Origin of the sequence: Nocardia sp. NPDC049707, from assembly GCF_040674855.1 — a bacterium.
GTDB lineage: Bacteria > Actinomycetota > Actinomycetes > Mycobacteriales > Mycobacteriaceae > Nocardia.
In genome coordinates this window covers 253,182-279,015 of the sequence record NZ_JBFANN010000001.1, presented here as the reverse complement: position 1 = coordinate 279,015, position 25,834 = coordinate 253,182, and the positions used below count along the sequence as shown (strand labels likewise).

Sequence of the window (25,834 nt, the reverse complement as noted above, 5' to 3'; positions counted from 1 at the left end):
CACCGTGACCACGAGGACCGCCCCCCGGAAAACCACACCGAAAGCCCGCGAGGCATTCGGCGGAACCGATCCCGATACCCTGCGCGGCTACTTCCGCGACATGCTGTTCGTGCGCCGCTTCGAAGAGCGCACCGCGCAGGGCTACACCCAGGCCAAGATCGGCGGCTACTGCCATCTCAACCTCGGCGAGGAAGCCACCGTCGTCGGACTCGCCGCAGCGATGCGCCCCACCGACTACCTGTTCACCAACTACCGCGAACACGGCTATGCGATCGCCAAAGGCATCGAACCCGGCCGGGTGATGGCCGAGCTCTACGGCCGATCCACCGGCACCTCCAAGGGCTGGGGCGGCTCGATGCATATGTTCGACACCGCGACCCGGCTGCTCGGCGGCTATGGCATCGTAGGCGGCCAGTTGCCGCTGGCCGTCGGCGCCGCACTGGCCATCGACTACCGCGGCGGCGATGATGTGGTGGTCTGCCAAATGGGCGACGGCACAACGAATATCGGCGCATTCCACGAGTCGCTGAATATCGCGGCACTATGGCACCTGCCCGTGGTGTTCGTTGTCATCAACAACCAGACCGGCATGGGCACCACCGTCGAACAGTCCTCCGCCGAACCCGATCTCTACAAGCGGGCCACCGCATACCGGATGCGCGGCGAACGAGTCGATGGGACCGACGTCCTCGCGGTGCGGGATATCGCCACCGAGCTGGTGGAAGCCGCTCGCCGGGAGGGCAAACCGGCCCTGCTCGAAGCCGTCAGCCACCGACTCAAGGGGCATTCGGTGGTCGACCCCGCGAAATACCGTAGCGCCGAAGCGGTTTCGACCGCACTCGAATCCGATCCGGTCGCGCGGCTACAGCGCGAGCTGATCGCCGCCGGTGTCCTCGACGAGGACGCCGTTGCCGCCATCGAAGCCGAGGTGCGCGAAGGGGTCGACGCCGCCGTGGCATTCGCCGACACCAGTCCGCACCCCGAGCCGACGAGCCTGTTCGATTACACCTACGCCACCCCGGTGGCCGGTGAGTCCCGACGGCTACCAGCCGATCCGCTGTTCTGAAAACACTTCCCGCAACCGCTGAGGACACCACCGTGCCTGTCATGACCTATCGCGAAGCGCTGCGCGAAACCCTGCGCGAGGAGATGCGTCGCGATGACGACGTCCTGCTGATCGGGGAGGAGATCGGCGTCTTCGAAGGCTCCTACAAGATCACCGCTGGATTGCTCGCCGAATTCGGCGACAAACGGGTCCGCGACACCCCGATCGCAGAAGAGGGATTCGTCGGCGCCGCGATCGGCGCCGCCATGCTCGGCCTGCGCCCCGTCGTGGAACTCATGACGATCAACTTCTCGCTGCTGGCGTTGGACCAGATCGTCAACCACGCCGCCAAGATCTACGGCATGTTCGGCGGACAGACCAGCGTCCCGATGGTGATCCGCACCCCCGGTGGCGGCGGCCAACAACTCGGCGCCACCCACTCACAGAACATCGAGCTGTACTACGCGTTCGTACCCGGACTGAAGGTCGTCGCCCCCAGCACTCCAGCCGACGCCCGCGCACTGCTGCGCGCGGCGATCGAAGACGACGACCCGGTACTGTTCCTGGAAAACCTCGCCCTCTACAACACCAAAGGCGAAGTACCCGAGGATCTTCCGCCCGCCCAGATCGGCAAGGCAGCGGTCACACGCGCGGGCACCGACATCACCCTCATCGGCTACTCACGAATGGCGACGATCGCCACCCAAGTCGCCGAACGGCTTGCCGCCGAAGGGATCTCGGCCGAGGTCATCGACCTGCGCAGCCTGCGCCCCTTGGACCGCGACACCATTGTCACCTCGGTACGCAAGACCGGCTGCGCCGTGGTCGCCGAAGACGACTGGCTCACCTACGGCATCGGCGCGGAAATCGCCGCCTCCATCTCCGACGGCGCCTTCGACTACCTCGACGCCCCCGTCCGACGAGTCGCCGCCGCCGAAGTACCACTGCCCTACGCCAAAACCCTCGAACAGATCGCGCTGCCGTCCGCCGAATCCCTCTACACCGCCGCCGCGGAAACACTCGCGGCCGTCGGCCGACGCCGCTGAGGAGAGACAACACATGCCCGACATCACCATGCCCCGCCTCTCCGACACCATGGAAGAAGGCGTCATCGTCGCTTGGCTCAAGCAAGTCGGCGACACGATCAACCGCGGCGATATCCTCGCCGAAATCGAAACCGACAAAGCCCTGATGGAACTGGAAGCCTACGACGACGGCATCCTCGAACAGATCCTGTTCGAACCCGGCTCGCGAGTCCCGATCGGCAACACGATCGCGCTGATCGGCGATGGCACCCGGTCCGCACCGGGCGGCTCCGGCGGATCGAACGAGGCGGCTGCCGAAAGTGCTGCGGCATCCAGTGATACGGCGAAAGAGCGTGTGGCCACTTCGCCAACGCCGTCGGGAAGCGTTGGTGCGCAGGATAATCCGATCGGCGCAGCCGGAACTGTTCCCGCGGCTACACACACCGGACGCTGCGAGAAGTCCTCACCACTGGCCCGCAAGATCGCCCGCGAACTCGATATCGACCTCGCCACCGTAACCGGCACCGGGCCCGGCGGACGGATCACCCGCCACGACGTCGAATCCGCCCACCGCACCATCGAATCCACCCCCGACACCCCGCCCGGCGCGGCTGTGACCGCGATTCCCACCTCGGGCGACTACGACGAGATCCCGCTCAGCACCATCCAGCAGGTCTCGGCCAAACGCCTCACCCAAAGCAAACAGCAAGCCCCGCACATCTACTTGACCAGCGCAATCGACGTCACCGACCTGCTGGCCTTCCGCGCCGAGATCAACCGCACCCTCGAACAAGCAGGCAAAACCAAGGTCAGCGTCAACGATCTACTCGTCAAAGCCGTCGCCACAACACTGCGCACCGACCCCGCCGTCAACGTCTCAATCAGCGACGACAAACTCCTGCGGCACCGCGGCATTCACCTCGGTATCGCGGTCGCCACCCCCGTCGGACTCCTCGTCCCGGTCATCCGCGACGCCGACCGCAAACCCATCTCCGAAATCGCCACCGAAACCCGCGACAAAGCCGAACGCGCCCGCGACCGCAAACTCCGCGCCGACGAAATGAGCGGCGGCACCTTCACCATCTCCAACCTCGGCATGTTCGGCATCGAACAATTCACCGCCGTCATCAACCCACCCGAATCCGCCATTCTCGCCATCGGCGCCGCCAAAGACGAACTACGCCTGGACAACACCCAGGTCATCACCCGCAGCATCCTGCGCGTCACCCTCTCCGCCGACCACCGCGCAATCGACGGCGCCACCGCCGCACGATTCCTCCAGCAACTGACCGAACTCCTGGAGCACCCGCTACGCATCATCACCTGACTCGATTGGCAGCTACGAAACGGATCAACCACACCGGACAGCCCCGCTACCAGCGGAGGGCTTTGCTGGACAACCGGTGACCGTCGACCGACTGGCAGAATGCGATCATGTCGATTGATCGCGCGATCTTGTTTCGGTTGGCCACGAGTGTCGTTGTGGAGCAGGCGGTTCGGGCTGTGCCGCGCGGTGCGGACCTGGCTTGGCGAGCGGCGTCACGGTATGTCGCAGGGGCTACAGCGGCCGACGCGGTCCGGGTGGCCGGGGAACTCCGTGCGCGTGGCGTGGCCGCCAGTATCGATCAGTTCGGTGAACTGGTCGATGATCCCCGGGTCGCACACCAGGTTGCTGATGACTATCTGCGGCTGGCCGACGACCTCGCCGCCCTCCCGCAGGACGTATGGCTTTCTGTCGATCTGTCGCATCTCGGCCTCGATGTCGACCCGACCGGCTGTGCCGACCATCTTGCGGCGATCGCGCAGGCGTTGCCGGAGGGTCGACGGATCCAGGTCGGCGCCGAAGACCACGCGCGCGCGGACGCGGTGCTGAAGTGCGTGCTCGACGTAGCCGGCCGAGGCATGGCCGACCGCCTCGGCGCCACCGCACAGGCCAACCTGCATCGAACGCCTGACGATATGGAGCGTCTCCTCGCGGCGGGCGTCCATATCCGACTGGTCAAGGGCGCCTACCTCGAATCGCCCGATCTAGCCTTGCCGTACGGCGAGCCCACCGACATCGCCTTCATGCGCTTGGCCCATCGGCTGGCGGCAGCAGACGCGCCGTTCGCGCTGGCGACCCATGACGGTGTCCTTCGCGAGGCGCTGCTGACCGCGCTCGGTCCGGTCCCGGTGGAACAGTTGCTCGGAGTGCGACCGGAACTGCTGAACGATCTCGTCGCTCGCGGCGTGCCGGCTCGGGTGTACATCCCCTTCGGGCACAACTGGTTTCGCTACTGGATGCGCCGACTTGCCGAATCACGTGGCGCTTGACCTGGATCCAGCGGCACGGCCTGTCGGCGCACCATCTCGGTAATCCACATGGGCGCGAACGGAGACGTGCAATTCGGTGGCGTCGGGTAGTCCTCGAGCACCCGTAAACGCTCGCCGATGTCGATTGCACGTGCACGATGCACGGCGTGCTCGATCCCGATCTGAGCCAGGCAGTGGTTCATCGCCCACTGGAGGCGATCTGGGGCGTCTTTCATCTCTGCCTCGATAACGTCGAGCAGTCCTGCGAGGTCGAGGCCCTCGGGCTGCTTCACCACGCGCTCGATGGTCAGCGCCCAGCCCGCACTCGCGACCACCGGATCCGGATCGGCGAACCAAGCCAGGCGCAGCTCTTCGGCGTGTGGGTTCTTCTTCACCACGTAGTTCACGAGCCAGTCGTGCACCTTGGGTGTGCGCGCCTCGCGCACCATGACGTCCAACTCGTCACGTTCGAACGCCTTCGGACGGCAGATCAGGGTGGCCAGCAGTCTTGCCGCGGTGTCATCGGTCTCCCAGAGCCGGAGCGCGAGTTCCTGCTGCGTTTTCAGCCGTTTCGCGAGCGCGCGCAGCTTGCTGAGGTTTACACCGTGATCGTCACCGTGTTTCTCGTTCACCTCGCGCATCCTCGGGTCCTCGAGCGCGGCCAACTCGACCATCACCTCGGCCACCGCCATCTCGCCCACCTCAGCCTCCTGTCCACCACTCGGGAGATTCAGCGCGCGCAAAAATATCACGGCGAGAATCAGAATCTGACGAGGTCGATGCCGTCGTCGACGAGCATGCGCTCGAAGAGCGGAACTTTGGCGAGGAATCGCCGATGCTGTTCGCAGATGCAAGATCCCATCCCGTTCGACTCCGGAACGGTTGTATCAACAGCGGTCGAACAGCACGATCCCCCCGCCCGCAGCTAGGTGTTCGACGTAGCGCTGGAAGTACCGCTGCGTCACTCGCGAGTGCTCGACTTTTCCAGCGCCACCACGCGCGCGCCGCGCGGGTTGAGGCGCTCCATGAACCGCCTGATGGTTCCGCCTACCGCGGGCCAGACGCGCGGCGTCGGGGTAGCCGTCACGCCAGGTGTCGATGGCGTGACCGCCCTGGGCGGTGATCAGGATCAGGTCGTCATCGAATCGTCGACGACGAAACCGGCGGTGCCGAATAATTCGACCGCGGGCTCGAGGTCGCCGATCGCACTGAAATCAAGCGATGGCTGCCACGTCGCGGCGTCCGTCATTTTCGAGACACTATCGGCATACTCTGACCGAAAGGTGAACAGCCGACAGCGCCGGAACTCACGCCGCATCGTAGGCGTATCACGTGCGGTGTTGACTCTTTCTGGACATGCGCAGACCCCATACCTCCACGGTTGTTGCCATGGCCATGTATTGCAGGTAAGCGGCAATGACCAGCCAGCTGCCGTAGTCGTGCAGCCATCCCGGTAACGGCAGCAGCGCCACCACACCGAGGCAGATGAGCAGTGCGCCGACCACCAGTGCCGGGATCCTCAGTGGCGCGAGCTGCTCATCGCGAACGGCACGGGTGGACCGCGCCGGATCCGCGGCCCGCGAACTCGGTCGGGCGGCGGGAACACCCGTATCGATTGTCTCGAAGGAGTTGGATATGGAGGTTCGGATAGCCATAGCGTTCTCCAGGCCGACACTACGATCGACCGCGGTAGCGATTCGATATGGAAGATGGCGCAACACGGGGTAATCGCCGTGGTCGGCGACCGATCCGTCCTGTCATGCGGCGCGACTGCCGCTCCCTCATGTCTACGATTGCTAACTACTGGATATCGATAGCGTGCCGGTTATTCGGCTTCGAGAAAAGCCCGAATGTGATATCCGACTCCACACGCTCGCGCGAGACCGAATCGTGACCTGGCGCCCGGATTCGAGCTCTGACCTCGGCGGATAACGGCGGCGTTCGCGCCTGTTCGGAAAAGGAGTGGCTCCCTGAAGTTACCGAACCGATATCAAGCGGTGCGTTGGCTGAGCGGTGACCGCACCTGATCGCGACGTTCCGGCACAACCGAACGATCGACCATATGGTCGTGCCGAGCAGCCTGCCGTTGCGTACCGTCAGCATCGCCACTCCTGGCCAGCTCCCGGTGGCCGCCCGGTCGCAGCGGCAGGCGAATTCCACCCGACTCAGCAACGTGGTAGCCGGCACCGGCCGCTGCGTGCTGCGTGAGTCGAGCGCGCAGACCGAAGCCACCGCCACCACCCAACCAGGTACCGCAGGCTGACTACCCGACTGGTCACACCGCGGCCACAACCAGATCCGGCGCCGGAGGCCGCGCGCGCCACCAGATGATCAGCAACACCACGCCACCGTCGATGGACCGGATCGCTGCGGTGCGGGAGCGCGCAGACAGGCGAACGGGTTCATGCGCCCCGGCCGCGAAGTAGCGGACGATCGACTCGGCGCAGGGGCACAACCATCCCGCCATCCGCGGATCACCAGTACGTGACGCGCGGGCAGCCCGACCCGAATGTGCGCGCTAGCCGCGAGCGTTGGTGACGACCGGCACCAGATACCTGCGCGCGAACGCGGCGAGCTCGTCGTCGGACCCCAGCTGGGCCGTACCGTGCGGGGCAAGGATGAGTGAATGCACTACGCGGCAAACGATTTCGGCACGGGTCCGCAAATCGTCCGCGTCGGCGAGGAGTCCGCGCGCTACCGCGCCTTCGAGTATGGTGGCGGTTGCGGCGAGGCACATGGTGAACGTGGTGGCGCCGTCGACCGTGAGTTTCATGATCACCCGCTCGGGTTCGACCGTGAGGATTCGCTCGACCATGGGGTGGGTGCGCCAGCGCGTGACGACCGTGACGAATATATCGGCGACGAGATCATCGATACTGTCGTGACGTTCGGGCATAGCGCCGAGTACCGCCAGCAGGGTCGCGACCTCACGGCTGATCACCGCCTGCACGAGATCATCGCGCGAACCCACCCGCCGGTATACCGTGACCCGATCCACCCCGGCCTGCCGGGCAACATCCTCGATGGTCGTCTTCTTGACGCCGACCTTCGCGAACTGGATCAAGGCGGCGTCGAGGATCCGTGCCTCGAGATCGGCCGCATCGTGGCGGCTCAGGGGTGTTCTCGACGCCGTCACGCATGTGACGCTAGCAGACCGCCCACGCCGGAAATGTGGCCGATGGCCGCAACCTGCTGCCACATTGCAATGGAATTTGTGGCACTGTACGGTCCTGGCATGCCCGACACGGCGGACGCAACGAAGCGCACCTCCAGCGACAGCGTGCACGCGATCACTGCGCGCGACGTCCATTTCGAGTTCGACCGGAAGGACCCGGAGGCCGGCACAGGCCGATTCTGGTCGCGGCAGTGCGCCAGTGCCACCCGCCGCGGCGTGATCCCCAGCTGGACGGTGGTCCTGACAGAGATCCCGCGCTATCCGGGACCGGGTTTCCGTCCCGCGCAGCTGGGTCCGATGGACAAGCCATTGCGGTATCTCGGGCACTCGCCCGCGGCTCGGGCGGCGGGTCGCTGATGGGCAATCCGACCGATGGCACGCCGATGAGCCTGCGGGTACTCGGCGCGATCATGGACGCCTACAAGAGCGTCTTCGTGGAAGGCGGGGCCGCCCCACTGCTCTCACGACCGAAGCCGGTGCGGCGCACGGGATTCGAGCTCGATGTGCGCATCGAGCACATCGAACCCCAGACCGATGATGTGGTGAGTCTGACGCTGCGCGCGGCGGCGGGCGGCCCGCTGCCGACCTGGCGACCGGGCTCTCATGTGGACGTATTTCTGCCCTCCGGACGGCAGCGGCAGTATTCGCTGTGCGGGGATCCGTCGGATCGGTTCCGCTACCGCATCGCGGTGCGACTCATCCCCGACGGCGGCGGGGGCTCCCGCGAGGTGCACGAGACGCTGCGCACCGATGACCGGCTGCGCATTCGCGGCCCCCGCAACGCATTCACCTTCGTCGACGCCCCGTCGTATCTGTTCCTGGCCGGTGGCATCGGCATCACACCGATCCTGCCGATGGTGCGGGTGGCGGGTACACGCGGCCGGCTGGTGTACCTCGGACGCTCGCGCGACACCATGCCGTTTCTGCACGAACTGCCCGACGCGGATATCCGTCCCGACGACGAATTCGGTGTCTCCGATATCGCCGAACTCATTGCTCGCGCCGAACCCGGTGCAGCGGTGTACGTCTGCGGACCGCCGCCGATGCTGGCGGCGGCGCAGCGCTGCATGTTCGAGCTGAATCCGACCGGATCGCTGCACACCGAGCGCTTCTCGGCGCTACCGGTCACCGATGGCCGCGCATTCGATATCGCCCTCGCTCGCACCGGCGGCACGGTCCGCGTCGGCGCGGACGAGACCGCGCTGACCGCGCTGCGCCGTCGGCTCCCAGATACCGCCTACTCCTGCCAGCAGGGCTTCTGCGGCACCTGCAAGGTCGGCGTGGCCGCCGGATCCGTCGATCACCGCGACCGCCTGCTCGCCGAATCCGAACGAGCCGATCACATGCTGGTGTGTGTCTCGCGCGCTGTCAGCGACGAACTCGTAATCGACCTCTGAACGACCGGAGGACAACCCTGGCTCCACTGCCACCCGGCACAACGGCCGCGCTGTCGCGGATCGCATTCGAAAGTCCTTGGCTCGGGTGACCTCGGAAGATACTCCCCGGCATCGGAATCGAGGCCGATGCGGCAAGCACCGCATCCGTCGCCGCGGCAGCGCCGACGGTAATTCTGATACCCGTGCCGCAATGCTTGACCTGGATTCCGTCTCGCACGAAAGCCGCACGGAGCCGGTCTATTTCGGCAGGACCGCAGGAATCGAGGTACACGAAGCTCGCCGCACTCGTCGGCACCGCGAAGCCCAGTTCGCGCAACCCCGTAGTGAGCCGACCACACTCGCGCGTGATCGCCGCGGTGCGTACCGCCAATTCCGCCTCGGCGTCATAGCACGCCCGCACACCCGCCTCGGCCGGTGCGGTCACCCCGAACGGCAACTGCCGCCGTCGAATTCGCGCAATCACCGGGACCGCTCCGAACGCATACCCGACCCGTGGCGCCGCCAACCCATGTGCCTTCGAAAAAGTCCGCAGCACAACCAGATTCGGGTACCGCACGATCAGATCGGCCACGGCCACTCGATCCGCCTTCGCGACGAAGTCGATGTACGCCTCGTCGAGCACGACCGTGACCGATGGATCGATCCGATCGAGCAGCCCCTCGAGGTCCGCCTGTCCGATGCAGGTGCCGGTCGGATTGTGCGGACTGCACAGCACAGCCATTCGCGTGCGCGCATCGATGGCCTCGCCCATGGCGTCGAGATCTTGATAACCGTCGGCCGTGAGCGGAACCTCCACCACCCGACCGCCGATGGTCTCGGTCAGCACCGGATATCCGTCGAAAGTCGGTGTCGCCATCACCACGCCGTCGCCGGGCGCGACGAACTCGTGCAAGATATGCCTGATGACCCCGGTCGCACCCGCGCCGACCACCACCTGATCGGGCGGTACACCGAGCTGTTCGGCGATCATTCCGGGCAGCCTGCGTGGCAGGTACTCCGGATAACGGTTCGCCGCCAGCCGTGCGCCCCGCAGCGCGGCGCGCACGGATGGTAAAGGGCCATAAGGGTTTTCATCCAGCGAAAGCCGATGCTCCAGTTCCGAGGTCGGCGACATATCGAATCCCCTCGCTCAGTGTCCGCCACGGTTACCGGACGGTTCCGTTGATGCCACGGCTACGACGAACACCCGCACGGCTATCTGTGCGGGCGCTCGATTCGAGCGCATGCTCCGCGTCGCTAGATCACGGCATTCATGATCGTGCCCGCACTGGTCGCGACCACGCCACCGGCCATCGCACTGGCAATCATCTTCGGCGACTGCAGTCCGCCCCCGGACCATTTCTCCCAGGCGAAGCGACCACCGCCATAGCTAATGGCGGTGACCCCGGACAACTGAATCAGCCAGGTGAAATACCGGCCCATTTGCATCAGCTTATCCGCCACCGGCGGCGCCTCGGGCTCCGGATTACTGATCTCGGCTAGCACAGCGTCGTGTAATGCAGCGAGAATCATGCTCACTTTCATGCTCCTTGTCGCATGCCGGTGCTGGGAGAAGACTTCGCAATGGACCGCTAGAGCGCGTCGACCTCCACAGATTCAACCTCATCAAGATCATGTGGCGTGGCCGACACACCGGATTCGATCCCCTAATGCGGTTCGAATCCCCGCCTGCCGAGCATTCGTCACGCCTATCCTGAGCGAGGAAAATTCGCCGGAGCGGGCTGCCGACCGTTGGCAGCTCAGCGATTGCGGGACCCGACATCCCGCCCGTCACAGGAGAGAATCTTCATGCCGGATAGCTGGGCCGAAACCGCCACTGGGTTGCGGGCCAAAATCGACACAAGTGTGGCTCATGAAGCTCGCGTTTACGATTATTGGCTCGGCGGAAAGGATAATTATCCGGCCGACCGGGCACTCGGTGATGCGATAGCCACCCACATTCCGGCCATCCGGAGTATGGCGCGCGCCAATCGGGCCTTCCTCGGCCGCGCGGTGCGCTACGTCGTCGATGCGGGCGTCACCCAGTTCCTCGATATCGGGACCGGCATCCCTGCCGCGGGCAATACCCACGAAGTCGCCCAGACCATCGCCTCGGATGCGCGCGTGGTCTACGTGGACAACGATCCCATTGTCCTGGCCCACGCACGGGCGCTCATGCGCGGCACCCGAGAGGGCAGAACCGCCTTCATCCACGCGGATCTGCACGATCCGGCGTCGATTCTGCGGGCGCCATCCCTGACCGCGACCCTGGATCTGAACCGGCCCGTCGCCATCATGCTGGTCGCGATCATGATGTATTTCCGCGACCGCGACGATCCGCACACCATTATCGAAAACCTGCTGGCCGCGGTGCCGTCCGGCAGCTATCTCGTGATCACCCATCCCACCGCCGATTTCGACGCCCGCGCCATGGCCAGGGTGGTGGCCTCGGCCGAATCCGCCGGAATCACCTTCAATCCGCGCAGCCGGGACGACACCGAAAGTCTGTTCGCCGGCACCGAGATCGTCGAACCGGGCGTCGTCCCCGTCGTCACCTGGCATCCGGAATTGGTCGGCGACCTATCGGGTCGAGCACAAGCGGTCCCGACCGATCCGGAATCCGCGTGGTATTGGGCGGGTGTGGGCCGCAAGGCCTGATCACCGTCCGATGTTTGGGTCGACGCCGGTCGGCAACCCCACTCATGAGGTGATCGATCATGGTCAACGATCTGGAGAAACGGTGGGCGGGGGACGACCGGACCTTTCGCCGGGTGGCGATCTATGTGGCGGCGGTGCTGGCGGTGGCCGCGGTCGTCTTCGTGATTACCGCGATATGGGCGGCCGGCCGGGCGGCCTGCGCGTCCGCGGAAAGCATGCTGTGTGACACCGCCGCGAAAACCGCGGTCCTGGCCGGACCAACCGTGGTGCTGATACTCGGCGGCATCGGCGCATTCGTGCAGACCTATCGCGAATGGCGGCGCGGCCGGAGCTGGCCGATCTGGCAGGGCGGGGGCTGGTTCTTGTTCACCATGATGATCGTCTATCTGGGCATCGGCGGTGGCAGCGTCGCCGGCTGAGCAATCAGGGTGTGACGTGAGGCAGACGCGATGCGGTTGTGCACAATCGAATTGCCCCCTACCGCGCACCTCCGACGGCAATATCGACCCCGCGCTGAACACTCCCACGGAAATGGGTGGCAGCGGCGTGGGCACCGATCCGGAGCTCTTCGCGGCGGGCACGGTGAGCTGATCTCGTTCGGTGCGCTGTCCGGTCAGCCGCTGTCCATCAATCCGGTTCCGCTGATCTTCGAACAGGCTGTGGTGAAGGGCTTTTCAGGGTTCCAAGCGGGCCGCGCAGACGATCGGCACGGATGCGGCGCCGATCGGCGAATTCGTGAGGATGGCGGCGATGAGTACACGGCGCCTCGATGTCGAGGCCGTCTATCCGCTGGAGTACGTCACCGATGCCGCCGCGAGCGAAATACCGGAGCGGTCGGCCACGATCGTGCTGTCGCCGCAGGCGGTGTAATCCGAGCTGGGTCCGCTACCCGACCCGCACCACGAGTTTGCCGAAGTTACGGCCCTCGAGCATGCCGATGAACGCCTTCGGCGCCTGCTCGAGCCCTTCGACAATGTCCTCGCGGTAGCGGACCCGGTCCTCGGCGATCCAGCCGGACATCTCGCGCAGGAAATCCTTGTACATCTCCCGGACGAATTCGGTCTGGATGAATCCACGCACCGTGAGACTCTTGGTCAGAATGCGACCGTAGAAGCCGGGCAGGCGATCCGGGCCCTCGGGTGTGCCGGTCGCGTTGTAATTCGCAATCAGGCCGCAAACCGGAACGCGTGCATAGGCATTCAGCAGCGGATAAACCGCGTCCGCCACCGCACCGCCGACATTTTCGAAATAGATATCGATGCCATCGGGCACCGCGGCGCGCAATCGATCGGCGAAATCCGGTGCACGATGGTCGATTGCGGCATCGAAGCCCAATTCCTCGCGCACATAAGCGCATTTCTCCGGGCCACCCGCAATGCCGACCGCCCGCAGACCCTTGATGCGGGCGATCTGGCCGACGGCGGAGCCGACCGGGCCACTGGCCGCGGCGACCACCAGGGTCTCCCCTGCCTTCGGCTGCCCGACCTTCAGCAGCCCGGAATACGCCGTGAAACCCGGCATACCGAGCACACCGAGCGCGGTCGATATCGGCGCTTTGTCCGGATCCAGCTTGCGCAGTCCCGACGCGGACGCGACCTGATGCGTCTGCCAGCCCGAATAGGCTTGCACCACATCACCTTTCGCAAGTGACGGAGCGTGTGATTCGAGTACGTCGGCGACGGTGCCGCCGACCATCACAGCACCGATCTCGACTGGCGCCGCATATGATTCAGCGGCACTCATCCGCCCGCGCATATACGGATCGAGGGATAAATACCGGGTCCGCAGCATCACCTCGCCCTCGCCGGGCTCGGGAAGTGTCGTGGTCTCGATGCGGAAATTCGCCGGGGTCGGTGCGCCCTCCGGCCGGGATGCCAGCACAATCCTCGTCGACTCGACCATATCGCTTACCCTATCGCTAGCCACTCACCCAGGCATGGAATAGCTAATTTGGCTAACGGATAGCGTGCTGCCACCGATACAGAACTGTCGACTCCCCTGACGACAGTTCGCGGCTGCACCGAAGTTCGTATTCGACTACGACCTGCTCAGGAGTTAATTTGGCACCGCAATTTCGCATCGGACGCCCCGCGCGGGCGGCGCTCACCTCGACCACCGCCGCACTGGCCTTGCTGCTGAGCGTCGGCCTCGGCGCCGCGACCGCGCGCCCCGTCGGCCCCTACGACGTCGGCGGAGCCATCGAGGTCGAATACGACCAGGTGGGCGGCCCGGGTGCGCTCGGCGACCCGACCGGACCCGAACTCGACGCCGCCAATGGGGGCCGATACCAGACATTCGAGCGCAATGCCTCGATCTATTGGCATCCCGATACCGGCGCGAATGAGATCGGCGGCCCGATCCGCGACAAGTGGCGCGACCTCGGCGGGGAGACCGGTGTACTGCGCTACCCCGTCACCCGTCAGCTGTCCACGCCGTCGGGATCCGGCACCTACAACGTTTTCCAGGGCGGGTCCATCTACTGGTCCCTCGGCACCGCCGCGCACCAGATCGGCGGCGCGATCCGCGATAAATGGGGAGCCTACGGCTGGGAGAGCGGCGCGCTCGGGTTCCCGCTCACCGACGAGTCGGCCGCACACGCGGACAACGGGCGCTACAACCTGTTCCCGGGCGGCGCGATCTATTGGTCCCCGCGTTCCGGTGTGCATGTCGTCTGGGGCGCGATCCGCGATCTGTGGGTGTCCAATGGCGCGGAATCCGGGCGCTACGGCTTCCCGACGGGCGAGGAATACGACTACCAGGGCGGGAAGGCGCAGGACTTCCAGGGCGGTCGGATCACCTGGCACCCCTGATGAAAGCAGACGCTAGTCCTTGCCGAGAGCCTGCGTCCGGGCACTGAGCGAACGACCGAGCCCGGCCACCTCGGCGTCGATCTCCGGCAGCCAGGCCGAGGTGGTCTTACTGCTCTCGCGTTCGGCGAACGGCGTCTGCAGCAGCGGTCTCAACCAGCGGAGGACGCCGACCCAGGCGGGCACATTGATCCGCCTGGCGCGCCGCTCGATTCCCCGCTCGAACCTGGCGCCGCACTCCTGCACCGAGGTCGTCTTACGGAACGGGCTCGGCACCGCGGCGAGCGCTCGCGTGGTCGCGGGCAGATCGGCGAAACTCTCCCGCACGAGCGGGGTGTCGATCCACGACATGTGCGCGGACCCGACATCGACACCGAAGTGCGCGACCTCGAGCCGCAACGCGTTCGCGAAATGCTCGACCCCGGCCTTCGAGGCGTTGTAGGCCGCCATCGTCGGCATCACCACATAGGCCGCGAGGGAGGCGACGATCAGCACGTAACCGCGCCGCTCGATGACCGCCGGCAGGGCGGCGCGGACGGTGTGGAAGCAACCGACGAGGTTGACCTCGACCACCTGCCGGAAGGCGGCGGGGTCCACCTCGAGGATTGACCCGTAGCTGGCGATTCCGGCGTTCGCGAGGACGATGTCGATGCCGCCGAACTTCTCGATCGCCTGCGCGACCGCGGCCTCCATCGCGGCGAGGTCGCGCACGTCGGCAGAGACGGCCACGACATGCTCATCGCCGCCGAGTTCCTTCGCGAGTTCGCGCAGCCGGGACATGTCGAGATCGACGAGCACGAGGTGCGCGCCCCGCGCGCGCAACCGTCTAGCGACCTCTGCGCCTATGCCGCTCGCGCCGCCGGTGATGAGTACAACCTTGCCGGTGAAGGCGGTCATGGTCCACGAGTCTAATCCGTCAGCTACTGACCAGCATCCACATTGCCGAATCGTCACACGTTGCGCGAGGACTCCCCCTCACCGCCTGGTCTCGGTCGTTGTTCGATGGATCATGGCCCGATCACCCCGACGAAGTTGGAAAACTTCGGAACTGCCTCTAACAGGCACTTTGATCGCAAGCGCGATGAGTAGCACGCATCTAATCAGTAGAAATCGCATCCCGGGTTCGCCGCGATCCAAGAGACCGGCACCCCGTCCCGCGGCCGAGCACCCCATGGCCACGAAACGTGGATGCCCGCCACCGCAGGAGGAGATCGCGACCGAATTCCGCACCGCGCCGACCGACCGGTGCCGAAATAATTCCGCGCGGGAATAGCCGCGACCGCGATACGTTGCTTCCGGGTAGTTAGTGCAGCGAAAGAGAGGGGCCGGTCGGTGGCAACCGAGGCAGTGGAGTCATCTGTCGGTCTACGATCCGATCGGGGTGCGATCCTTGCTTCGCTGATGCTCGCGACGGGGCTGGTCGCGCTGGATTCCACCATTATCGCGACCGCGGTGCTGACCATCACCGACAGCCTCGGCGGATTTTCGCAATTCCCGTGGTTGTTCTCGATTTACCTACTGACACAAGCGGTTACCGTGCCGGTGTACGGCAAGGTTGCCGATACGGTCGGGCGCAAGCCGGTAATCCTGTTCGGCATCGCGGTTTTCGCGCTCGGCTCGCTGCTGTGCGGTGTGGCGACGAGCATGTTGGGGCTGATCATTTTCCGCGCGGTGCAGGGTATCGGCGCCGGTGCCATCATGCCGATGACCATGACCATCGCCGGTGATCTGTACACCCTGACCGAACGCGCCAAAGTGCAGGGCTATCTGGCCAGCGTGTGGGCGATCTCGGCGGTGGTCGGGCCGCTGCTGGGCGGGCTGTTCGCCGAATACGTCAGCTGGCGCTGGATCTTCCTGATCAATATCCCGCTGTCCGCCCTCGCTGGGTGGATGCTGGTGCGCAGCTTCGCGGAGAGCACGCCACGGCGCCGACAGCGCGTCGACTACCTCGGTGCGGCACTGCTCACCATCGGCGCCGGGGCGCTGATTCTCGGATTGCTCGAGGGCGGACAGGCCTGGGCCTGGTCGTCTCCGACCAGCATCGGCATCTTCGTCGGCAGTGCACTGCTGCTGGCGCTGTTCGGGCTGGTGGAGCGCCGGGCTGCGAATCCGATTCTGCCGCTGTGGGTTTTCACGCGTCGAGTCATTATCGCCAGCAGCCTGGTCTCGGTCCTGGTCGGCGCGATCCTGCTCGGTATGACCTCGTATGTGCCGACCTTCACCCAGGGCGTACTCGGTACCGGGGCACTGTTGGCCGGTCTGACCGTCGGTGCGCTCACCCTCGGCTGGCCGCTGGCCGCCTCACAAGCCGGAAAGGTCTACCTGCGCATCGGTTTTCGCGCGACCGCGCTGATCGGCAGCACCCTGGCCACGCTAGGTGCCGCGACCACGTTGCTGATCGATGAGAACTCCACGCTGATTCAGGTCGCGGCTTCGTGTTTCGTGATCGGCACCGGCATGGGCCTGGTCGCCACACCCACCCTGATCGCGGCCCAGACCACGGCGGAGTGGTCCGAGCGCGGCGTGGTCACCTCGGCGAATATGTTCGCCAGGTCATTGGGCAGTGCGGTCGGTGTCGCGATCTTCGGCGCGATCGTGAACTCGCGCGTCGGTGACACCGACCATCCGGCACCGGAACTGCTGTCCTCGGCGGTGCATCTGGTTTTCCTCGCGGTGGCCGCCATGGCCTTGGTGATGGTGATCGCATCCGCGATGATGCCGCGCCGAGGCGCGAACGCCGAGTGAGAGTTATCAGCCTCGCCGCTCCGCGATTTCGGCCAGCGCGCGGTCCCGTTGCTCGGCGGGTAGTTGTTCGGCGGCGGTGCGGACGACGTCGACGGCGGATTCGGACAGGGCGTCCAGTACGCAGCGATATTCCGACCAGAGGTCGTTTTCGGCTGTGGCATAAAGCATTTCGGTGAGTTTGTCCGGCGATGCCAGGTTGACGAAGCGGGCCAGCTGCGTGGCGTCGTCGATGAGGTAGGCCGAGCGGACGAGAGCGACGCCATCGAGGGCGGATTCGGCGGTGCGGGCCACGGTATCGGAGATCGAGGCGACCAGATCGCCGAGGGTGAGCCAATCTTCGCGGGCCGCAAGCTCTTTGCCGATCGCGACAATGGTCGCTTCGGGCAGGCCACCGTTTATGGCCGCGGCATGGCGTGGATCGAGCCGTGCAGCGATATCGGCGAGGAAGTCGACCGGGAGGCGCTTGGCGACATCCACCGCGTGCGACGGGTCGAGCACGCCCGACATCCGGGCCGCGAGTAGCGCACCGCGGCTGCGCACCACCATTTTCGCGGTGATCTGCGCCGGAATCACCTTGGACGCCTGGGCAACCCGCCGCAGTCCGGGCTCCTGACCGGCCACGAACAGATCCGTGACCTGAAGGCGGAAGGCACGCAGATCCGCATCGGGTACGTCGCCGAGATAATCCAGCTGCTCGACCGGAACCCCCAGTGTTCGTGCGAGTTTCAGCAATTGCGCCGTCACAATCCGGCCGCCTTCTTGACCGGGCCGCGTAGCAAGCGCGGCAGGACGTCGAGCATGCCGGAGGCAGCCTCCCTGAGCTCGCCGATCTGCCGCCATCCGGCATCCTCGATCGCCTGGGCGAGTTCAGCTTGGTGCTCCGGGCTCAGCGCGGCAATGCCCGGGGGTAGCTCATCAGATATCAGTTCCGCCAGCGTGTGCTCTGCCATGGTTGCCTCCATCGGGCGCATCAGGTTCGCTCATGACCAACAGTGGGGCGATGTGTGGCGGGATGCAAGAAAACAATGCTCTTCGGGGTCATCGACGGGGTAGTGCGCCGGTCCTGACGTCGGAGCATACGACCGAATCGATCGGTCACGGGTGGATCGGTGGTCGCCGTGTCGAGCGCACGGCGGATATCGCCGTGATCGGCGGCCGACTGGCCGGATCTCGCCCGTTGCGCCGAGATGGATTCGATACGTGGTCGTCGCTGCGCGTGATCGGGTCGGTGGTCGCACCGTGCACGACCCGATCGGGGACGGCAAGATCGTCGAGGTCGCTGGGCAGTGGGTCGGCCCCGATCAGGACCGGGTACTGGCACTGATCGACGAATCGAGGTTGGCGACGTTTCCGCCTACACCGCCGGTCGGCAGCTGTACGAACATCACGGGAAGCTGCGCGGTCGGATTCCATTGATCGCCTCGTCCGCCCTGCTGGATGCGTACATCCGGCTGCGACGGTTGGATCGGATGTCGCGCGTGGTAGCGGCGCATGCACCGTGGTGCGCTCGGGTGGACGCGCCGCCGCGGAGATCACGGCATTGGTCGACGGAATTCGGCCCGCCAACGCTGCGTCTGCGGATTCTGCTCGATCTCCACTATCTGTAGCCCATCGGCGAACGAATTGATCTCCGACCGAGTGAGCGGCCACGGCGGTCCGCTGACCTGCTCCCCCTCCGCTCGAATTCCGGCAATCACGATCAACTGACCACCGGGCGCCACGGTCCGCCGGATATTGGCGATCGCGGTGTCGCGCACCGACACCGGCATCGACTGCACCGTAATCGACTCGACGACAAGATCGAACGCATCCCGCCACGCGGCGGGCGGGTCCAGCAGGTCGGCGACCACATACTCCACGGCCGACTCCGGAAATCGTTGGCGCACTTCGGCAATCGCGGTCGGCGAAATATCGAAGGCGGTGGTCGCGAAGCCGAACCGCCCGATGTATTCCGCATCCTGACCGTACCCGCAGCCGATCACCAATGCCCGCCGCCCGGCACCGTTCGAGGCGCGCCGCTCGGTCCACTCGACCACCATCGGATTGGGCTGATCACGATCCCACGGCACAATCGCCGCCCCGGCGGCCGCCTCCGCATACAGCTGCTCGAACCACCCGGTCGGATCGTCCTGCGCGAGCGACTTCGCGGCTAACCTGCTGGCATCGGCATCTCGATTCACGGCCATCCAGCCAGTCTCGCACGCGAGGTCGACCAGGCTGCCACCGCGAACCCACCGACATCAGAAACGGCCGCGGCGGTAGGCCTCGGCGACCTCGGCGCGCTCGGCGCGGATCTGGTCACGACGGGTCGCCATGGTCTCGGCGATCGACCTCTCGGCGACGAGTGCCCGGTAGAGGGCGGCGGCATCCTCGATCGCGTCACGGGCACCGACGCCAGCGGCGGGCGAGATGGCGTGATCGGCGTCGCCACAAAGGATGACGTCGTCTCGAGGCGGGCGCGGATGGGTCAGCGGCACATCGCGGGCATTGCTGACGTGGACCTTATCGGTGATCGCGAGCAGCGAGTCGATCAGTTCCGGGATGGTGGGCAGCGCGGTGTGGATCTGCTCCGCCCAGACATCGACGGGGTGGAAACCGTTGTCCGCCATGGGAATCGGGGGGCGACGGATTCTGGCGAACCATACCGCCGTCTCGTCGTTCCACAGGTGCCCGAAGGCGTCGGTCGGCCGGGCATTGCCGGTGCGATGGAAGTGCAGTACCGATTCTTCGGTGGGCAGGGTGATCGGGGTGGTCGTGACCCCGTAGATGACGACCTGACCCGAGTAGACCGCGGGCCGGTCGGGTTCCAGGTGGGCGCGCACGAGCGAGTCGATACCGTCCGCGGCGATTATCGGCCCGTCCGGTGTCACCAATTCACTTGCGAGCCATAGGGTTCCGTTCTCGATATCCAGGTCGGTCACCGGACGGTCGTAGTGGAAGGCCGCGGACGTGGCGTGCGCGAAGTCGGTGAGCACTCGTAGCAGATCCGGGCGGAAGTAGATCCGCCGACCGGCACCGGGCTGCGCGCGATATCCGGCGAGGTCGTGCACACCGAGCGCGCGCACCTCATACGACGCGGCGTCCAAATCCGCGCGGTCTACCCCGAGTTCGCCCAGCGCCGCGTTCGCCCGCGCGTCGAGAGTGAGGAAAGCACCCGCGTCGACGGTGGACCGCCGCTCGTACACGGTGGCCGGAAGTCCATCGCGTGCAAGGGCTCCGGCGAGGACCGTGCCCGCGATACCGCCGCCGATAATGGTGACCACGTGACTCCTCAGTCCAATGTGGACCGTTAGGCCACCGGTTCGGTGACCGTGCCGCCCTTGCCGAGTTTGGTCAGCGCCACATAGCCGCCGCAGACCAGCACACCCCAGACCGCTCCCACAATAATCGCGGTGCGCCCGCTCTCGGTCCAGAACAGCAGCACGACAACCAAACCCAGGAAGGCCAGCGCCAGCCAAGTGGTGATCGGCGCACCGGGCAGGCGGTAATCGCTAGCGGGCAGTTCGCCACGGCCGACCTTGGCGCGATAGATCAGGTGGCACACCAGGATTACGCCCCAGACGAAAATGATGCCGATGGTGCTGACCGAGGTGATGTAGTTGAACGCCTTATCCGGCGAGATCACATTCACGATCACCCCGATGACCATCGCGGCCGCCGAAGCGGTGATACCGACGTACGGCACCGCACGCGAACTGAGCTTGCTCAGCCCCGCGGGCGCCTCCCCGTGCAGCGACAGAGTGCGCAGCATGCGGCCGGTGGAGTAGATGCCCGAATTACACGACGACAGCGCCGCGGTGAGCAGCACGAAATTGATGATCCCGGCAGCACCCGGAATGCCGATCTGCTCGAACACCTCGACGAACGGGCTCTTACCCGCGTGGAAGGTGCGCCAACTGGCCACCGACATGATCACCACCAGCGCGCCGACATAGAACAGGCCGATGCGGAACGGCAGGGTGTTGATCGCCTTGCGCAGCGTCTTGCGTGGGTCCCGCGCCTCGCCCGCGGTCACGCCGACCAGTTCGACGCCGACGTAGGCGAACAGCACGATCTGCAGCACCAATAGCGACTGGCCGAACCCGTTCGGGAATACACCGCCGTCGGCCCACAGATTGGTGACCGTCGGATTGGCGGCATGACCGAAGCCGATCGTCAGCACCCCGATGCCGATGAGGATCATCGCGATGATCGCGGTGACCTTGATGGTGGAGAACCAGAATTCGCCCTCACCGAACAGCCGAACCGAGATCAGGTTGGCGCAGAACATCACCGCCAACACCACCAGGGCGGTCAGCCACGGCGCGATATCGAACCAGTACTCCACATACTTCCCGGCGACGGTGATCTCGGCCATGCAGGTCGCCACCCACACCGCCCAGTACGACCAGCCGGTGACGAATCCCGCGAAGCGCCCGAGAAATTCGTGCGCGTACTCGGCGAAGCTGCCCGAGACCGGTCGATAGGTCAGCAACTCCCCCAGCGCGCGCATGATCACGAAGATCGCCAGACCAGCCGCGAGATAGGCCAGGATCAGCCCCGGCCCCGCCTGCTCGATCGCGCCGCCCGCACCATAGAACAGGCCCGTGCCGATCGCACCACCGATCGCGATCATCTGAATGGTCCGCGGGCTCAGCCCCCGGGCGTACCCCTCTTCGCCGGATACCGTCGGGTTGGTGGGTGCCGCCGCTTGTCGCTGACGGTCAGAGGCTGTCATGGATGTGTAGTCCTTCCCATGGAGCTCGAGATCCATCAGCCCGTCACGCTACCGGCCGCACCACCGGCCCGCCGCCCGCCCCGGACAATGCCGCGCTCAGGCAGGCGCAGAAGCCGTGATCGGCCAGGGACCCTGGTGGCGGTGGCGGCCGTTGCGGCTGGCGGCCACGCGGGCGAAGAAGCGCTCGGTCCGGTTGGGGCCATCCGGTGACGCGACGGCTCGCGGGTCCGCAGTAACCCGCACGATGAACAGAACCGGGTACGGTTGGTAAGGCAAGCCTAATTAGTAATTGTGGAGGTTACCTTGACACGACCCCGCACCACCCTGACGGTGCAGCGCACCGAGCAGTTGACCCCGCGTCTGATCCGGGTGCATCTCGGCGGACCTGGATTCGCCACATTTCGGCCGAGCGAGTTCACCGACTCGTATGTGAAGTTCATTTTCCCGCGCGACGGGCACGATGTGCTGCGCACCTACACCGTGCGCTCGATCGATCCCGATGCCGGTGAGCTGGCCGTAGACTTCGTCTACCACGGCGATGAGGGCATCGCCGGGCCGTGGGCGGCTTCGGTGCGGCCGGGCGAAACCATCGACTGCTTCGGTCCGGGCGGAGCCTATGCGCCACGCGCCGACGCCGACTGGCATCTGCTGGCCGGGGACGAGGCGGCACTGCCCGCGATCGCGGCGGCGCTCGAGGGGATGCCCGCCGATGCGGCCGGGCTGGCCTTCGTCGAGGTCGCCCAACCCGCTGACGAACTGCAGCTGGACAAGCCGACCGGCATCGAGCTGACTTGGCTGCATCGCGGCACCCGCGAGCCGGGCAAGGTACTAGCCGAAGGCGTGCGCGCGGCGACCTGGCGCGACGGGCAGGTTCAGGTCTTCATCCACGGCGAGGCCCGCGCCGTCATGCAGGATCTACGCCGCTACGTGCGCCGCGACCGTGGCGTCCGCGCCGAGTGGGCGGCCTCGATCTCCGGCTATTGGCGGCGCGGCCGCACCGAGGAGGGCTTCCGCGAATGGAAGGCCGAATTCAAGGCCAAGGACACCGCGGCTGTGCCGAACAGGTGAACGGCCGAAATCCCATGGCGACCGGATGTTCCCCGGTCGCCATGGGATTTCATGGTGTCGCTACTGCTGATTCGCGCGCAGCGCCTCCTGCACGAACTTGGTCGTGTAGGTCTTCGACAGATCGATGCGGTCCCGGACGGGTGCCACATTCTTCGAGTACTTGCCGAGCACTTTCAGCACATTCTCGGCGCCTTCGGATTTCATCAGACCGGTGCCGTTGAACATGCCGATCGAGTCGCGGATGGATTGGACGTAGAGATCCCGGCCCGCGCTCGCGTACTGCGAGGGCATTTTTGCGGCGATCTCCTCGGGGGTGTGCGTCTTGATCCACTGCAGCGTCTGCACGAAGGCGGTCGCGATCTTCTGCACGATATCCGGATGCGCGTCGACGGTGTCACAGCGCATGTACAGCGACGATGCCGGATACAGCCCGCCCAATGCGGCGCGGGTGCCCTCCTCGGTGCGCATATCCACCAGAATCTTCGCCTCACCGGAGTTCACCATGGTGGCGACCGTCGGGTCGGTGGTCATACCCGCATCGATGCCATTGTGGTTCATGCCAGCGATAAAGGTCTGTCCCGCACCGACTTTCACGCGAGTGTAGTCGGCGGTGGTCATGCCGACCTGCCCGGTGAGCGCCTGGGTGAGGAAGTCGGTCGAGGAGCCGAGCGAGGTCACGCCGAGATTCTTGCCGCGCAGATCCGCCAGCGAATTGATACTCGCCGCATCCGCCTTGGAGACGAGTTCGACTTCGCCCGGCACATCGGCGAACTGGACCACCGAGGTCAGGCACTGTTCCTTGGCCTGTAGGTCGATAGTGTGGTCGTAGAAGCCGACCACCGCCTGCACATCGCCGGTCAACAGCGCGGTTTCGGCACTCGCGCCCGACTGCTCGCCGAGCAGTTTGACGTCGATATCGTTCTGCTCGAAGAAGCCGAGCCGCTCGGTGAGCATGGCGGGCAGGTAGATCACCTTCTCCAGACCGCCGACCATAATGGCGATCTGGGGCCGACCGTTGGCCATCGGAATGGTGCGCGAGTCCCGACAACCGGTCGCCAGCAGCAGCGCCGCGATGACTCCGACAATGATCGTCAGATGTTTGACGTACCGCATGATCAGATCCCGTGGCTCGAAGTCGCCTGCGACGGACGCCATTTCAGCAGCCGGCCCTCCGCCGCACTGATCGCCCATTCGGCAAGCAGCGCGATGACGGTGATGATGATCATGCCCGCATAGATACCGGCCGAATCGAAGGTGCCCTGGGCATTGCTGATCAGTAGACCCAAACCCTTGCTGGCACCGGCATATTCACCGACGACCGCGCCGATCAGCGCAAAACCGAAGGCGGTGTGCAGGCTGGACAGGATCCAGGTGGTCGCGCTCGGCAGCACGATCGAACTCAGCACCTGACGCTTGCTCGCACCCAGAATGCGGGCATTATTGATGACATTGCCGTCGACCTCACGCGCACCGGTGAAGGCATTGAAGAATACGGCGAAGAACACCAGCACCACGACCGTCGCGACCTTCGAGCTGAGCCCGAGACCGAACCAGATGATGAACAGCGACGCCAGCACGATACGCGGAACGGCGTTGAGCGCCTTGATGAACGGCGCGAGCACCTCGGCCCAGTACCGGCTGCGGCCGAGCAGCGTGCCGAGTACGACACCAGCCACCGCGCCGATGACGAAGCCGAGTACCGCTTCCTGCACGGTGGTGTACATCTGCAGCCAGATCGAGCCGAATTGCGTTCCCTCGGTGAACCATTCGACCAGACGGTCCCAGATCAGCGAGGGCTTGGAGTAGAAGAACGGGTCGATCCACACCGTTGCGGTGAGCTCCCACGCGCCGAGCCACACCGCGATCAGGGCGATCCGCAAGCCCCAGGTGCGCAGCCGGTTGCGCCGGAGGTTGGTCCGCACGCGCGCGAGAATCTGCTCCTCGGTTTCGGTTTCGACCTCGGGTCCGGACTTCGCCACATCGTCGAGCACGTTATGCGACACGGGAGGCTCCCTTGCCTCGGGCTGCCTCGACCTGATCGCGCAGCGTTTCCCAGATTTCCTTGTAGATGTCCCGGAATTCGTTGGTGAGCCGGACTTCCTCGACATCGCGCGGACGTTCCAGCGAAACCGGGAAGTTGCCGCAGACCGTGGCCGGGCTCGCGGTCATGACGACAACGCGGTCGGCGAGCACGATCGCCTCTTCCAGATCGTGGGTGACGAAGATGACGGCCGCGCCGGTACCCGCCCATACGCGCAGCAGTTCGTCCTGCATCAGCTGCCTGGTCTGCACATCCAGCGCACTGAACGGCTCATCCATGAGCAGGATCTCGGGATCGTTGACCAGGGTTTGCGCCAGCGCGACGCGCTTGCGCATACCGCCGGAGAGCTGATGCGGGTAGTAGCTCTCGAATCCGGCGAGACCGACCTTGCGCACCCAGCCGCGGGCCTGTTCGCGTGCTTCGGCCTTGGATTTGCCGCGCAGGCGCGGGCCGAGGGCGACGTTATCGATCACGCTCTTCCACGGCAGCACCGCGTCCTGCTGGAACATATAGCCGATGCCGTCCGGGATGCCGTGGACATCCTCGCCGCGCACCAGCGTCCGCCCGGCCGAGGCCGGTTCCAGCCCGGAGACCAACGACAGCGTCGTCGACTTTCCGCAACCCGTCGGGCCGACGACGGCGACGAATTCGCCGGGTTGCACCGCGAGGTCGAGATTGCGGACGGCGGTGTGGATTCCGCCGCCGGTGCCGGGGAAGCGCTTCGTCGCGCTCCGCAGCTCGATGAGTGGTTCGGTCATTTTTCTTGCTCCTAGCGGATCAGGTAGAGCGAACCTACGTGGGCCGGGTCACACTTCGAGGCTTATGCGCACAACCGGCGCAAACGACCGATTCGAAGGTTGTGCGCATTCTGCTCACACCCGTCCG

The 25,834-nt window shown here is 65.5% G+C and carries 30 protein-coding genes and 1 pseudogene; 14 read left to right on the top strand and 17 right to left on the bottom strand.

The annotated features are described in order from the left end of the window. Positions 1-4 precede the first annotated feature (4 nt). The 4 genes from pdhA to AB0J29_RS01335 all read left to right on the top strand — a co-directional run bounded on the left by pdhA (position 5) and on the right by AB0J29_RS01335 (position 4,383). Positions 5-1,066 (top strand): pyruvate dehydrogenase (acetyl-transferring) E1 component subunit alpha, encoded by a 1,062-nt coding sequence (pdhA, locus tag AB0J29_RS01350; protein ID WP_364777282.1) that lies wholly within the window; start codon positions 5-7, stop codon positions 1,064-1,066. A 41-nt stretch (positions 1,067-1,107) separates the two neighbouring features. After that, positions 1,108-2,091 carry an alpha-ketoacid dehydrogenase subunit beta gene (locus tag AB0J29_RS01345; RefSeq protein WP_364777280.1) on the top strand — a complete coding sequence of 328 codons (984 nt, stop codon included), beginning with the start codon at positions 1,108-1,110 and terminating at the stop codon, positions 2,089-2,091. Between the two features lie 13 nt (positions 2,092-2,104). Beyond that, on the top strand, positions 2,105-3,397 hold the full coding sequence (locus AB0J29_RS01340) for a dihydrolipoamide acetyltransferase family protein (protein ID WP_364777278.1): 1,293 nt from the start codon (positions 2,105-2,107) through the stop codon (positions 3,395-3,397). Positions 3,398-3,504: 107 nt separating this feature from the next. Then, complete coding sequence (locus AB0J29_RS01335) at positions 3,505-4,383, top strand: proline dehydrogenase family protein (protein ID WP_364777276.1); 879 nt, start codon at positions 3,505-3,507, stop codon at positions 4,381-4,383. On the opposite strand, the gene AB0J29_RS01330 is transcribed toward AB0J29_RS01335, so the two are convergent. The 3 genes and pseudogenes from AB0J29_RS01330 to AB0J29_RS01320 all read right to left on the bottom strand — a co-directional run bounded on the left by AB0J29_RS01330 (position 4,344) and on the right by AB0J29_RS01320 (position 6,017). After that, on the bottom strand, positions 4,344-5,054 hold the full coding sequence (locus AB0J29_RS01330; protein WP_364777895.1) for a DNA alkylation repair protein: 711 nt from the start codon (positions 5,052-5,054) through the stop codon (positions 4,344-4,346). The genes AB0J29_RS01335 and AB0J29_RS01330 overlap by 40 nt on opposite strands. A gap of 71 nt (positions 5,055-5,125) precedes the next feature. After that, positions 5,126-5,611: pseudogene (locus AB0J29_RS01325) on the bottom strand (polyphosphate kinase 2); the annotation flags it as partial. A 79-nt stretch (positions 5,612-5,690) separates the two neighbouring features. After that, complete coding sequence (locus AB0J29_RS01320; RefSeq protein ID WP_364777274.1) at positions 5,691-6,017, bottom strand: hypothetical protein; 327 nt, start codon at positions 6,015-6,017, stop codon at positions 5,691-5,693. A gap of 407 nt (positions 6,018-6,424) precedes the next feature. Between AB0J29_RS01320 and AB0J29_RS01315 the strand changes: the two genes are divergently transcribed. After that, positions 6,425-6,625, top strand: coding sequence for a hypothetical protein (locus tag AB0J29_RS01315; protein WP_364777272.1), 201 nt, complete (start codon positions 6,425-6,427; stop codon positions 6,623-6,625). Positions 6,626-6,637: 12 nt separating this feature from the next. Here AB0J29_RS01315 and AB0J29_RS01310 read toward each other — a convergent pair whose 3' ends face one another. Continuing rightward, on the bottom strand, positions 6,638-6,829 hold the full coding sequence (locus AB0J29_RS01310) for a hypothetical protein (protein ID WP_364777270.1): 192 nt from the start codon (positions 6,827-6,829) through the stop codon (positions 6,638-6,640). 51 nt (positions 6,830-6,880) lie between these two features. After that, positions 6,881-7,498 carry a helix-turn-helix domain-containing protein gene (locus AB0J29_RS01305; protein WP_364777268.1) on the bottom strand — a complete coding sequence of 206 codons (618 nt, stop codon included), beginning with the start codon at positions 7,496-7,498 and terminating at the stop codon, positions 6,881-6,883. 99 nt (positions 7,499-7,597) lie between these two features. On the opposite strand from AB0J29_RS01305, the gene AB0J29_RS01300 reads away from it, so the two are divergent. Both AB0J29_RS01300 and AB0J29_RS01295 read left to right on the top strand, forming a co-directional pair. Further along, a complete protein-coding gene (locus tag AB0J29_RS01300) occupies positions 7,598-7,894 on the top strand; it encodes a hypothetical protein (protein WP_364777265.1) in 297 nt (98 codons plus the stop codon). Further along, positions 7,894-8,934, top strand: a complete 1,041-nt coding sequence (locus tag AB0J29_RS01295; protein ID WP_364777263.1) for a PDR/VanB family oxidoreductase — start codon at positions 7,894-7,896, stop codon at positions 8,932-8,934. The genes AB0J29_RS01300 and AB0J29_RS01295 overlap by 1 nt, the downstream gene beginning before the upstream one ends. Here AB0J29_RS01295 and AB0J29_RS01290 read toward each other — a convergent pair. Then, entirely contained in the window at positions 8,906-10,048 is a 1,143-nt protein-coding gene (locus AB0J29_RS01290) for an aminotransferase class I/II-fold pyridoxal phosphate-dependent enzyme (protein ID WP_364777261.1), read from the bottom strand. The genes AB0J29_RS01295 and AB0J29_RS01290 overlap by 29 nt on opposite strands. 122 nt (positions 10,049-10,170) lie before the next feature. Further along, entirely contained in the window at positions 10,171-10,446 is a 276-nt protein-coding gene (locus AB0J29_RS01285) for a hypothetical protein (protein ID WP_364777892.1), read from the bottom strand. A gap of 276 nt (positions 10,447-10,722) precedes the next feature. Between AB0J29_RS01285 and AB0J29_RS01280 the strand changes: the two genes are divergently transcribed. From AB0J29_RS01280 to AB0J29_RS01270, 3 genes are read left to right on the top strand one after another with little or no spacing between them, the layout of a single operon-like run. Then, positions 10,723-11,571, top strand: a complete 849-nt coding sequence (locus AB0J29_RS01280; protein WP_364777259.1) for an SAM-dependent methyltransferase — start codon at positions 10,723-10,725, stop codon at positions 11,569-11,571. A gap of 59 nt (positions 11,572-11,630) precedes the next feature. Further along, complete coding sequence (locus AB0J29_RS01275; RefSeq protein ID WP_364777257.1) at positions 11,631-11,990, top strand: hypothetical protein; 360 nt, start codon at positions 11,631-11,633, stop codon at positions 11,988-11,990. A 16-nt stretch (positions 11,991-12,006) separates the two neighbouring features. Continuing rightward, a complete protein-coding gene (locus AB0J29_RS01270) occupies positions 12,007-12,162 on the top strand; it encodes a hypothetical protein (protein ID WP_364777940.1) in 156 nt (51 codons plus the stop codon). Positions 12,163-12,456: 294 nt separating this feature from the next. Here the strand turns inward: AB0J29_RS01270 and AB0J29_RS01265 are convergent, their stop codons facing one another. Beyond that, positions 12,457-13,473, bottom strand: coding sequence for an NADP-dependent oxidoreductase (locus AB0J29_RS01265; RefSeq protein ID WP_364777255.1), 1,017 nt, complete (start codon positions 13,471-13,473; stop codon positions 12,457-12,459). Between the two features lie 158 nt (positions 13,474-13,631). On the opposite strand from AB0J29_RS01265, the gene AB0J29_RS01260 reads away from it, so the two are divergent. Beyond that, positions 13,632-14,381 carry a hypothetical protein gene (locus AB0J29_RS01260; protein WP_364777253.1) on the top strand — a complete coding sequence of 250 codons (750 nt, stop codon included), beginning with the start codon at positions 13,632-13,634 and terminating at the stop codon, positions 14,379-14,381. A 12-nt stretch (positions 14,382-14,393) separates the two neighbouring features. Here AB0J29_RS01260 and AB0J29_RS01255 read toward each other — a convergent pair whose 3' ends face one another. Next, positions 14,394-15,275 (bottom strand): SDR family oxidoreductase, encoded by an 882-nt coding sequence (locus AB0J29_RS01255; protein ID WP_364777251.1) that lies wholly within the window; start codon positions 15,273-15,275, stop codon positions 14,394-14,396. A gap of 435 nt (positions 15,276-15,710) precedes the next feature. Here AB0J29_RS01255 and AB0J29_RS01250 point away from each other — a divergent pair, with 435 nt between their 5' ends. After that, positions 15,711-17,123, top strand: a complete 1,413-nt coding sequence (locus AB0J29_RS01250; RefSeq protein ID WP_364777249.1) for an MDR family MFS transporter — start codon at positions 15,711-15,713, stop codon at positions 17,121-17,123. Between the two features lie 6 nt (positions 17,124-17,129). Here the strand turns inward: AB0J29_RS01250 and AB0J29_RS01245 are convergent, their stop codons facing one another. Together AB0J29_RS01245 and AB0J29_RS01240 are read right to left on the bottom strand one after the other, a co-directional pair. Further along, positions 17,130-17,867, bottom strand: coding sequence for a hypothetical protein (locus AB0J29_RS01245; RefSeq protein WP_364777247.1), 738 nt, complete (start codon positions 17,865-17,867; stop codon positions 17,130-17,132). After that, the gene (locus AB0J29_RS01240) at positions 17,864-18,073 is read right to left on the bottom strand and encodes a hypothetical protein (RefSeq protein ID WP_364777245.1); all 210 of its coding nucleotides are present in this window, start codon (positions 18,071-18,073) and stop codon (positions 17,864-17,866) included. Before AB0J29_RS01240 ends, AB0J29_RS01245 begins: the two co-directional genes overlap by 4 nt. Positions 18,074-18,323: 250 nt before the next feature. On the opposite strand from AB0J29_RS01240, the gene AB0J29_RS01235 reads away from it, so the two are divergent. Beyond that, complete coding sequence (locus AB0J29_RS01235) at positions 18,324-18,539, top strand: FAD-dependent oxidoreductase (RefSeq protein WP_364777243.1); 216 nt, start codon at positions 18,324-18,326, stop codon at positions 18,537-18,539. Between the two features lie 116 nt (positions 18,540-18,655). Here AB0J29_RS01235 and AB0J29_RS01230 read toward each other — a convergent pair whose 3' ends face one another. The 3 genes from AB0J29_RS01230 to AB0J29_RS01220 are packed head-to-tail and all read right to left on the bottom strand — an operon-like array spanning position 18,656 to position 21,840. Beyond that, positions 18,656-19,309, bottom strand: coding sequence for a class I SAM-dependent methyltransferase (locus AB0J29_RS01230; RefSeq protein ID WP_364777241.1), 654 nt, complete (start codon positions 19,307-19,309; stop codon positions 18,656-18,658). 54 nt (positions 19,310-19,363) lie between these two features. Next, a complete protein-coding gene (locus AB0J29_RS01225) occupies positions 19,364-20,386 on the bottom strand; it encodes an FAD-dependent monooxygenase (RefSeq protein WP_364777239.1) in 1,023 nt (340 codons plus the stop codon). A 26-nt stretch (positions 20,387-20,412) separates the two neighbouring features. Continuing rightward, positions 20,413-21,840 (bottom strand): amino acid permease, encoded by a 1,428-nt coding sequence (locus tag AB0J29_RS01220; protein WP_364777237.1) that lies wholly within the window; start codon positions 21,838-21,840, stop codon positions 20,413-20,415. A gap of 303 nt (positions 21,841-22,143) precedes the next feature. On the opposite strand from AB0J29_RS01220, the gene AB0J29_RS01215 reads away from it, so the two are divergent. Further along, on the top strand, positions 22,144-22,908 hold the full coding sequence (locus AB0J29_RS01215) for a siderophore-interacting protein (RefSeq protein WP_364777235.1): 765 nt from the start codon (positions 22,144-22,146) through the stop codon (positions 22,906-22,908). A 60-nt stretch (positions 22,909-22,968) separates the two neighbouring features. Here the strand turns inward: AB0J29_RS01215 and AB0J29_RS01210 are convergent, their stop codons facing one another. Genes AB0J29_RS01210 through AB0J29_RS01200 form a run of 3 tightly spaced genes read right to left on the bottom strand, consistent with a single transcriptional unit; the run spans position 22,969 to position 25,707 of the window. Continuing rightward, complete coding sequence (locus AB0J29_RS01210) at positions 22,969-24,063, bottom strand: ABC transporter substrate-binding protein (RefSeq protein ID WP_364777233.1); 1,095 nt, start codon at positions 24,061-24,063, stop codon at positions 22,969-22,971. Next, a complete protein-coding gene (locus AB0J29_RS01205) occupies positions 24,024-24,911 on the bottom strand; it encodes an ABC transporter permease (protein WP_364777231.1) in 888 nt (295 codons plus the stop codon). The genes AB0J29_RS01210 and AB0J29_RS01205 overlap by 40 nt, the downstream gene beginning before the upstream one ends. Beyond that, positions 24,901-25,707, bottom strand: coding sequence for an ABC transporter ATP-binding protein (locus AB0J29_RS01200; protein WP_364777229.1), 807 nt, complete (start codon positions 25,705-25,707; stop codon positions 24,901-24,903). Before AB0J29_RS01200 ends, AB0J29_RS01205 begins: the two co-directional genes overlap by 11 nt. Positions 25,708-25,834: the final 127 nt, after the last annotated feature.

What these genes read in the sequence shown, in the direction of transcription:
- AB0J29_RS01300 (WP_364777265.1), top strand. Translation starts at nt 7,598, where the DNA reads ATGCCCGACACGGCGGACGCAACGAAGCGCACCTCCAGCGACAGCGTG.
- AB0J29_RS01345 (WP_364777280.1), top strand. Translation starts at nt 1,108, where the DNA reads ATGACCTATCGCGAAGCGCTGCGCGAAACCCTGCGCGAGGAGATGCGT.
- AB0J29_RS01255 (WP_364777251.1), bottom strand. Translation starts at nt 15,275, where the DNA reads ATGACCGCCTTCACCGGCAAGGTTGTACTCATCACCGGCGGCGCGAGC.
- AB0J29_RS01240 (WP_364777245.1), bottom strand. Translation starts at nt 18,073, where the DNA reads ATGGCAGAGCACACGCTGGCGGAACTGATATCTGATGAGCTACCCCCG.
- AB0J29_RS01265 (WP_364777255.1), bottom strand. Translation starts at nt 13,473, where the DNA reads ATGGTCGAGTCGACGAGGATTGTGCTGGCATCCCGGCCGGAGGGCGCA.
- AB0J29_RS01280 (WP_364777259.1), top strand. Translation starts at nt 10,723, where the DNA reads ATGCCGGATAGCTGGGCCGAAACCGCCACTGGGTTGCGGGCCAAAATC.
- AB0J29_RS01340 (WP_364777278.1), top strand. Translation starts at nt 2,105, where the DNA reads ATGCCCGACATCACCATGCCCCGCCTCTCCGACACCATGGAAGAAGGC.
- AB0J29_RS01275 (WP_364777257.1), top strand. Translation starts at nt 11,631, where the DNA reads ATGGTCAACGATCTGGAGAAACGGTGGGCGGGGGACGACCGGACCTTT.
- AB0J29_RS01200 (WP_364777229.1), bottom strand. Translation starts at nt 25,707, where the DNA reads ATGACCGAACCACTCATCGAGCTGCGGAGCGCGACGAAGCGCTTCCCC.
- AB0J29_RS01310 (WP_364777270.1), bottom strand. Translation starts at nt 6,829, where the DNA reads ATGGCGGGATGGTTGTGCCCCTGCGCCGAGTCGATCGTCCGCTACTTC.
- AB0J29_RS01285 (WP_364777892.1), bottom strand. Translation starts at nt 10,446, where the DNA reads ATGATTCTCGCTGCATTACACGACGCTGTGCTAGCCGAGATCAGTAAT.
- AB0J29_RS01335 (WP_364777276.1), top strand. Translation starts at nt 3,505, where the DNA reads ATGTCGATTGATCGCGCGATCTTGTTTCGGTTGGCCACGAGTGTCGTT.
- AB0J29_RS01320 (WP_364777274.1), bottom strand. Translation starts at nt 6,017, where the DNA reads ATGGCTATCCGAACCTCCATATCCAACTCCTTCGAGACAATCGATACG.
- AB0J29_RS01295 (WP_364777263.1), top strand. Translation starts at nt 7,894, where the DNA reads ATGGGCAATCCGACCGATGGCACGCCGATGAGCCTGCGGGTACTCGGC.
- AB0J29_RS01220 (WP_364777237.1), bottom strand. Translation starts at nt 21,840, where the DNA reads ATGACAGCCTCTGACCGTCAGCGACAAGCGGCGGCACCCACCAACCCG.
- AB0J29_RS01330 (WP_364777895.1), bottom strand. Translation starts at nt 5,054, where the DNA reads ATGGCGGTGGCCGAGGTGATGGTCGAGTTGGCCGCGCTCGAGGACCCG.
- AB0J29_RS01210 (WP_364777233.1), bottom strand. Translation starts at nt 24,063, where the DNA reads ATGGCGTCCGTCGCAGGCGACTTCGAGCCACGGGATCTGATCATGCGG.
- AB0J29_RS01315 (WP_364777272.1), top strand. Translation starts at nt 6,425, where the DNA reads ATGGTCGTGCCGAGCAGCCTGCCGTTGCGTACCGTCAGCATCGCCACT.
- AB0J29_RS01290 (WP_364777261.1), bottom strand. Translation starts at nt 10,048, where the DNA reads ATGTCGCCGACCTCGGAACTGGAGCATCGGCTTTCGCTGGATGAAAAC.
- AB0J29_RS01230 (WP_364777241.1), bottom strand. Translation starts at nt 19,309, where the DNA reads ATGGCCGTGAATCGAGATGCCGATGCCAGCAGGTTAGCCGCGAAGTCG.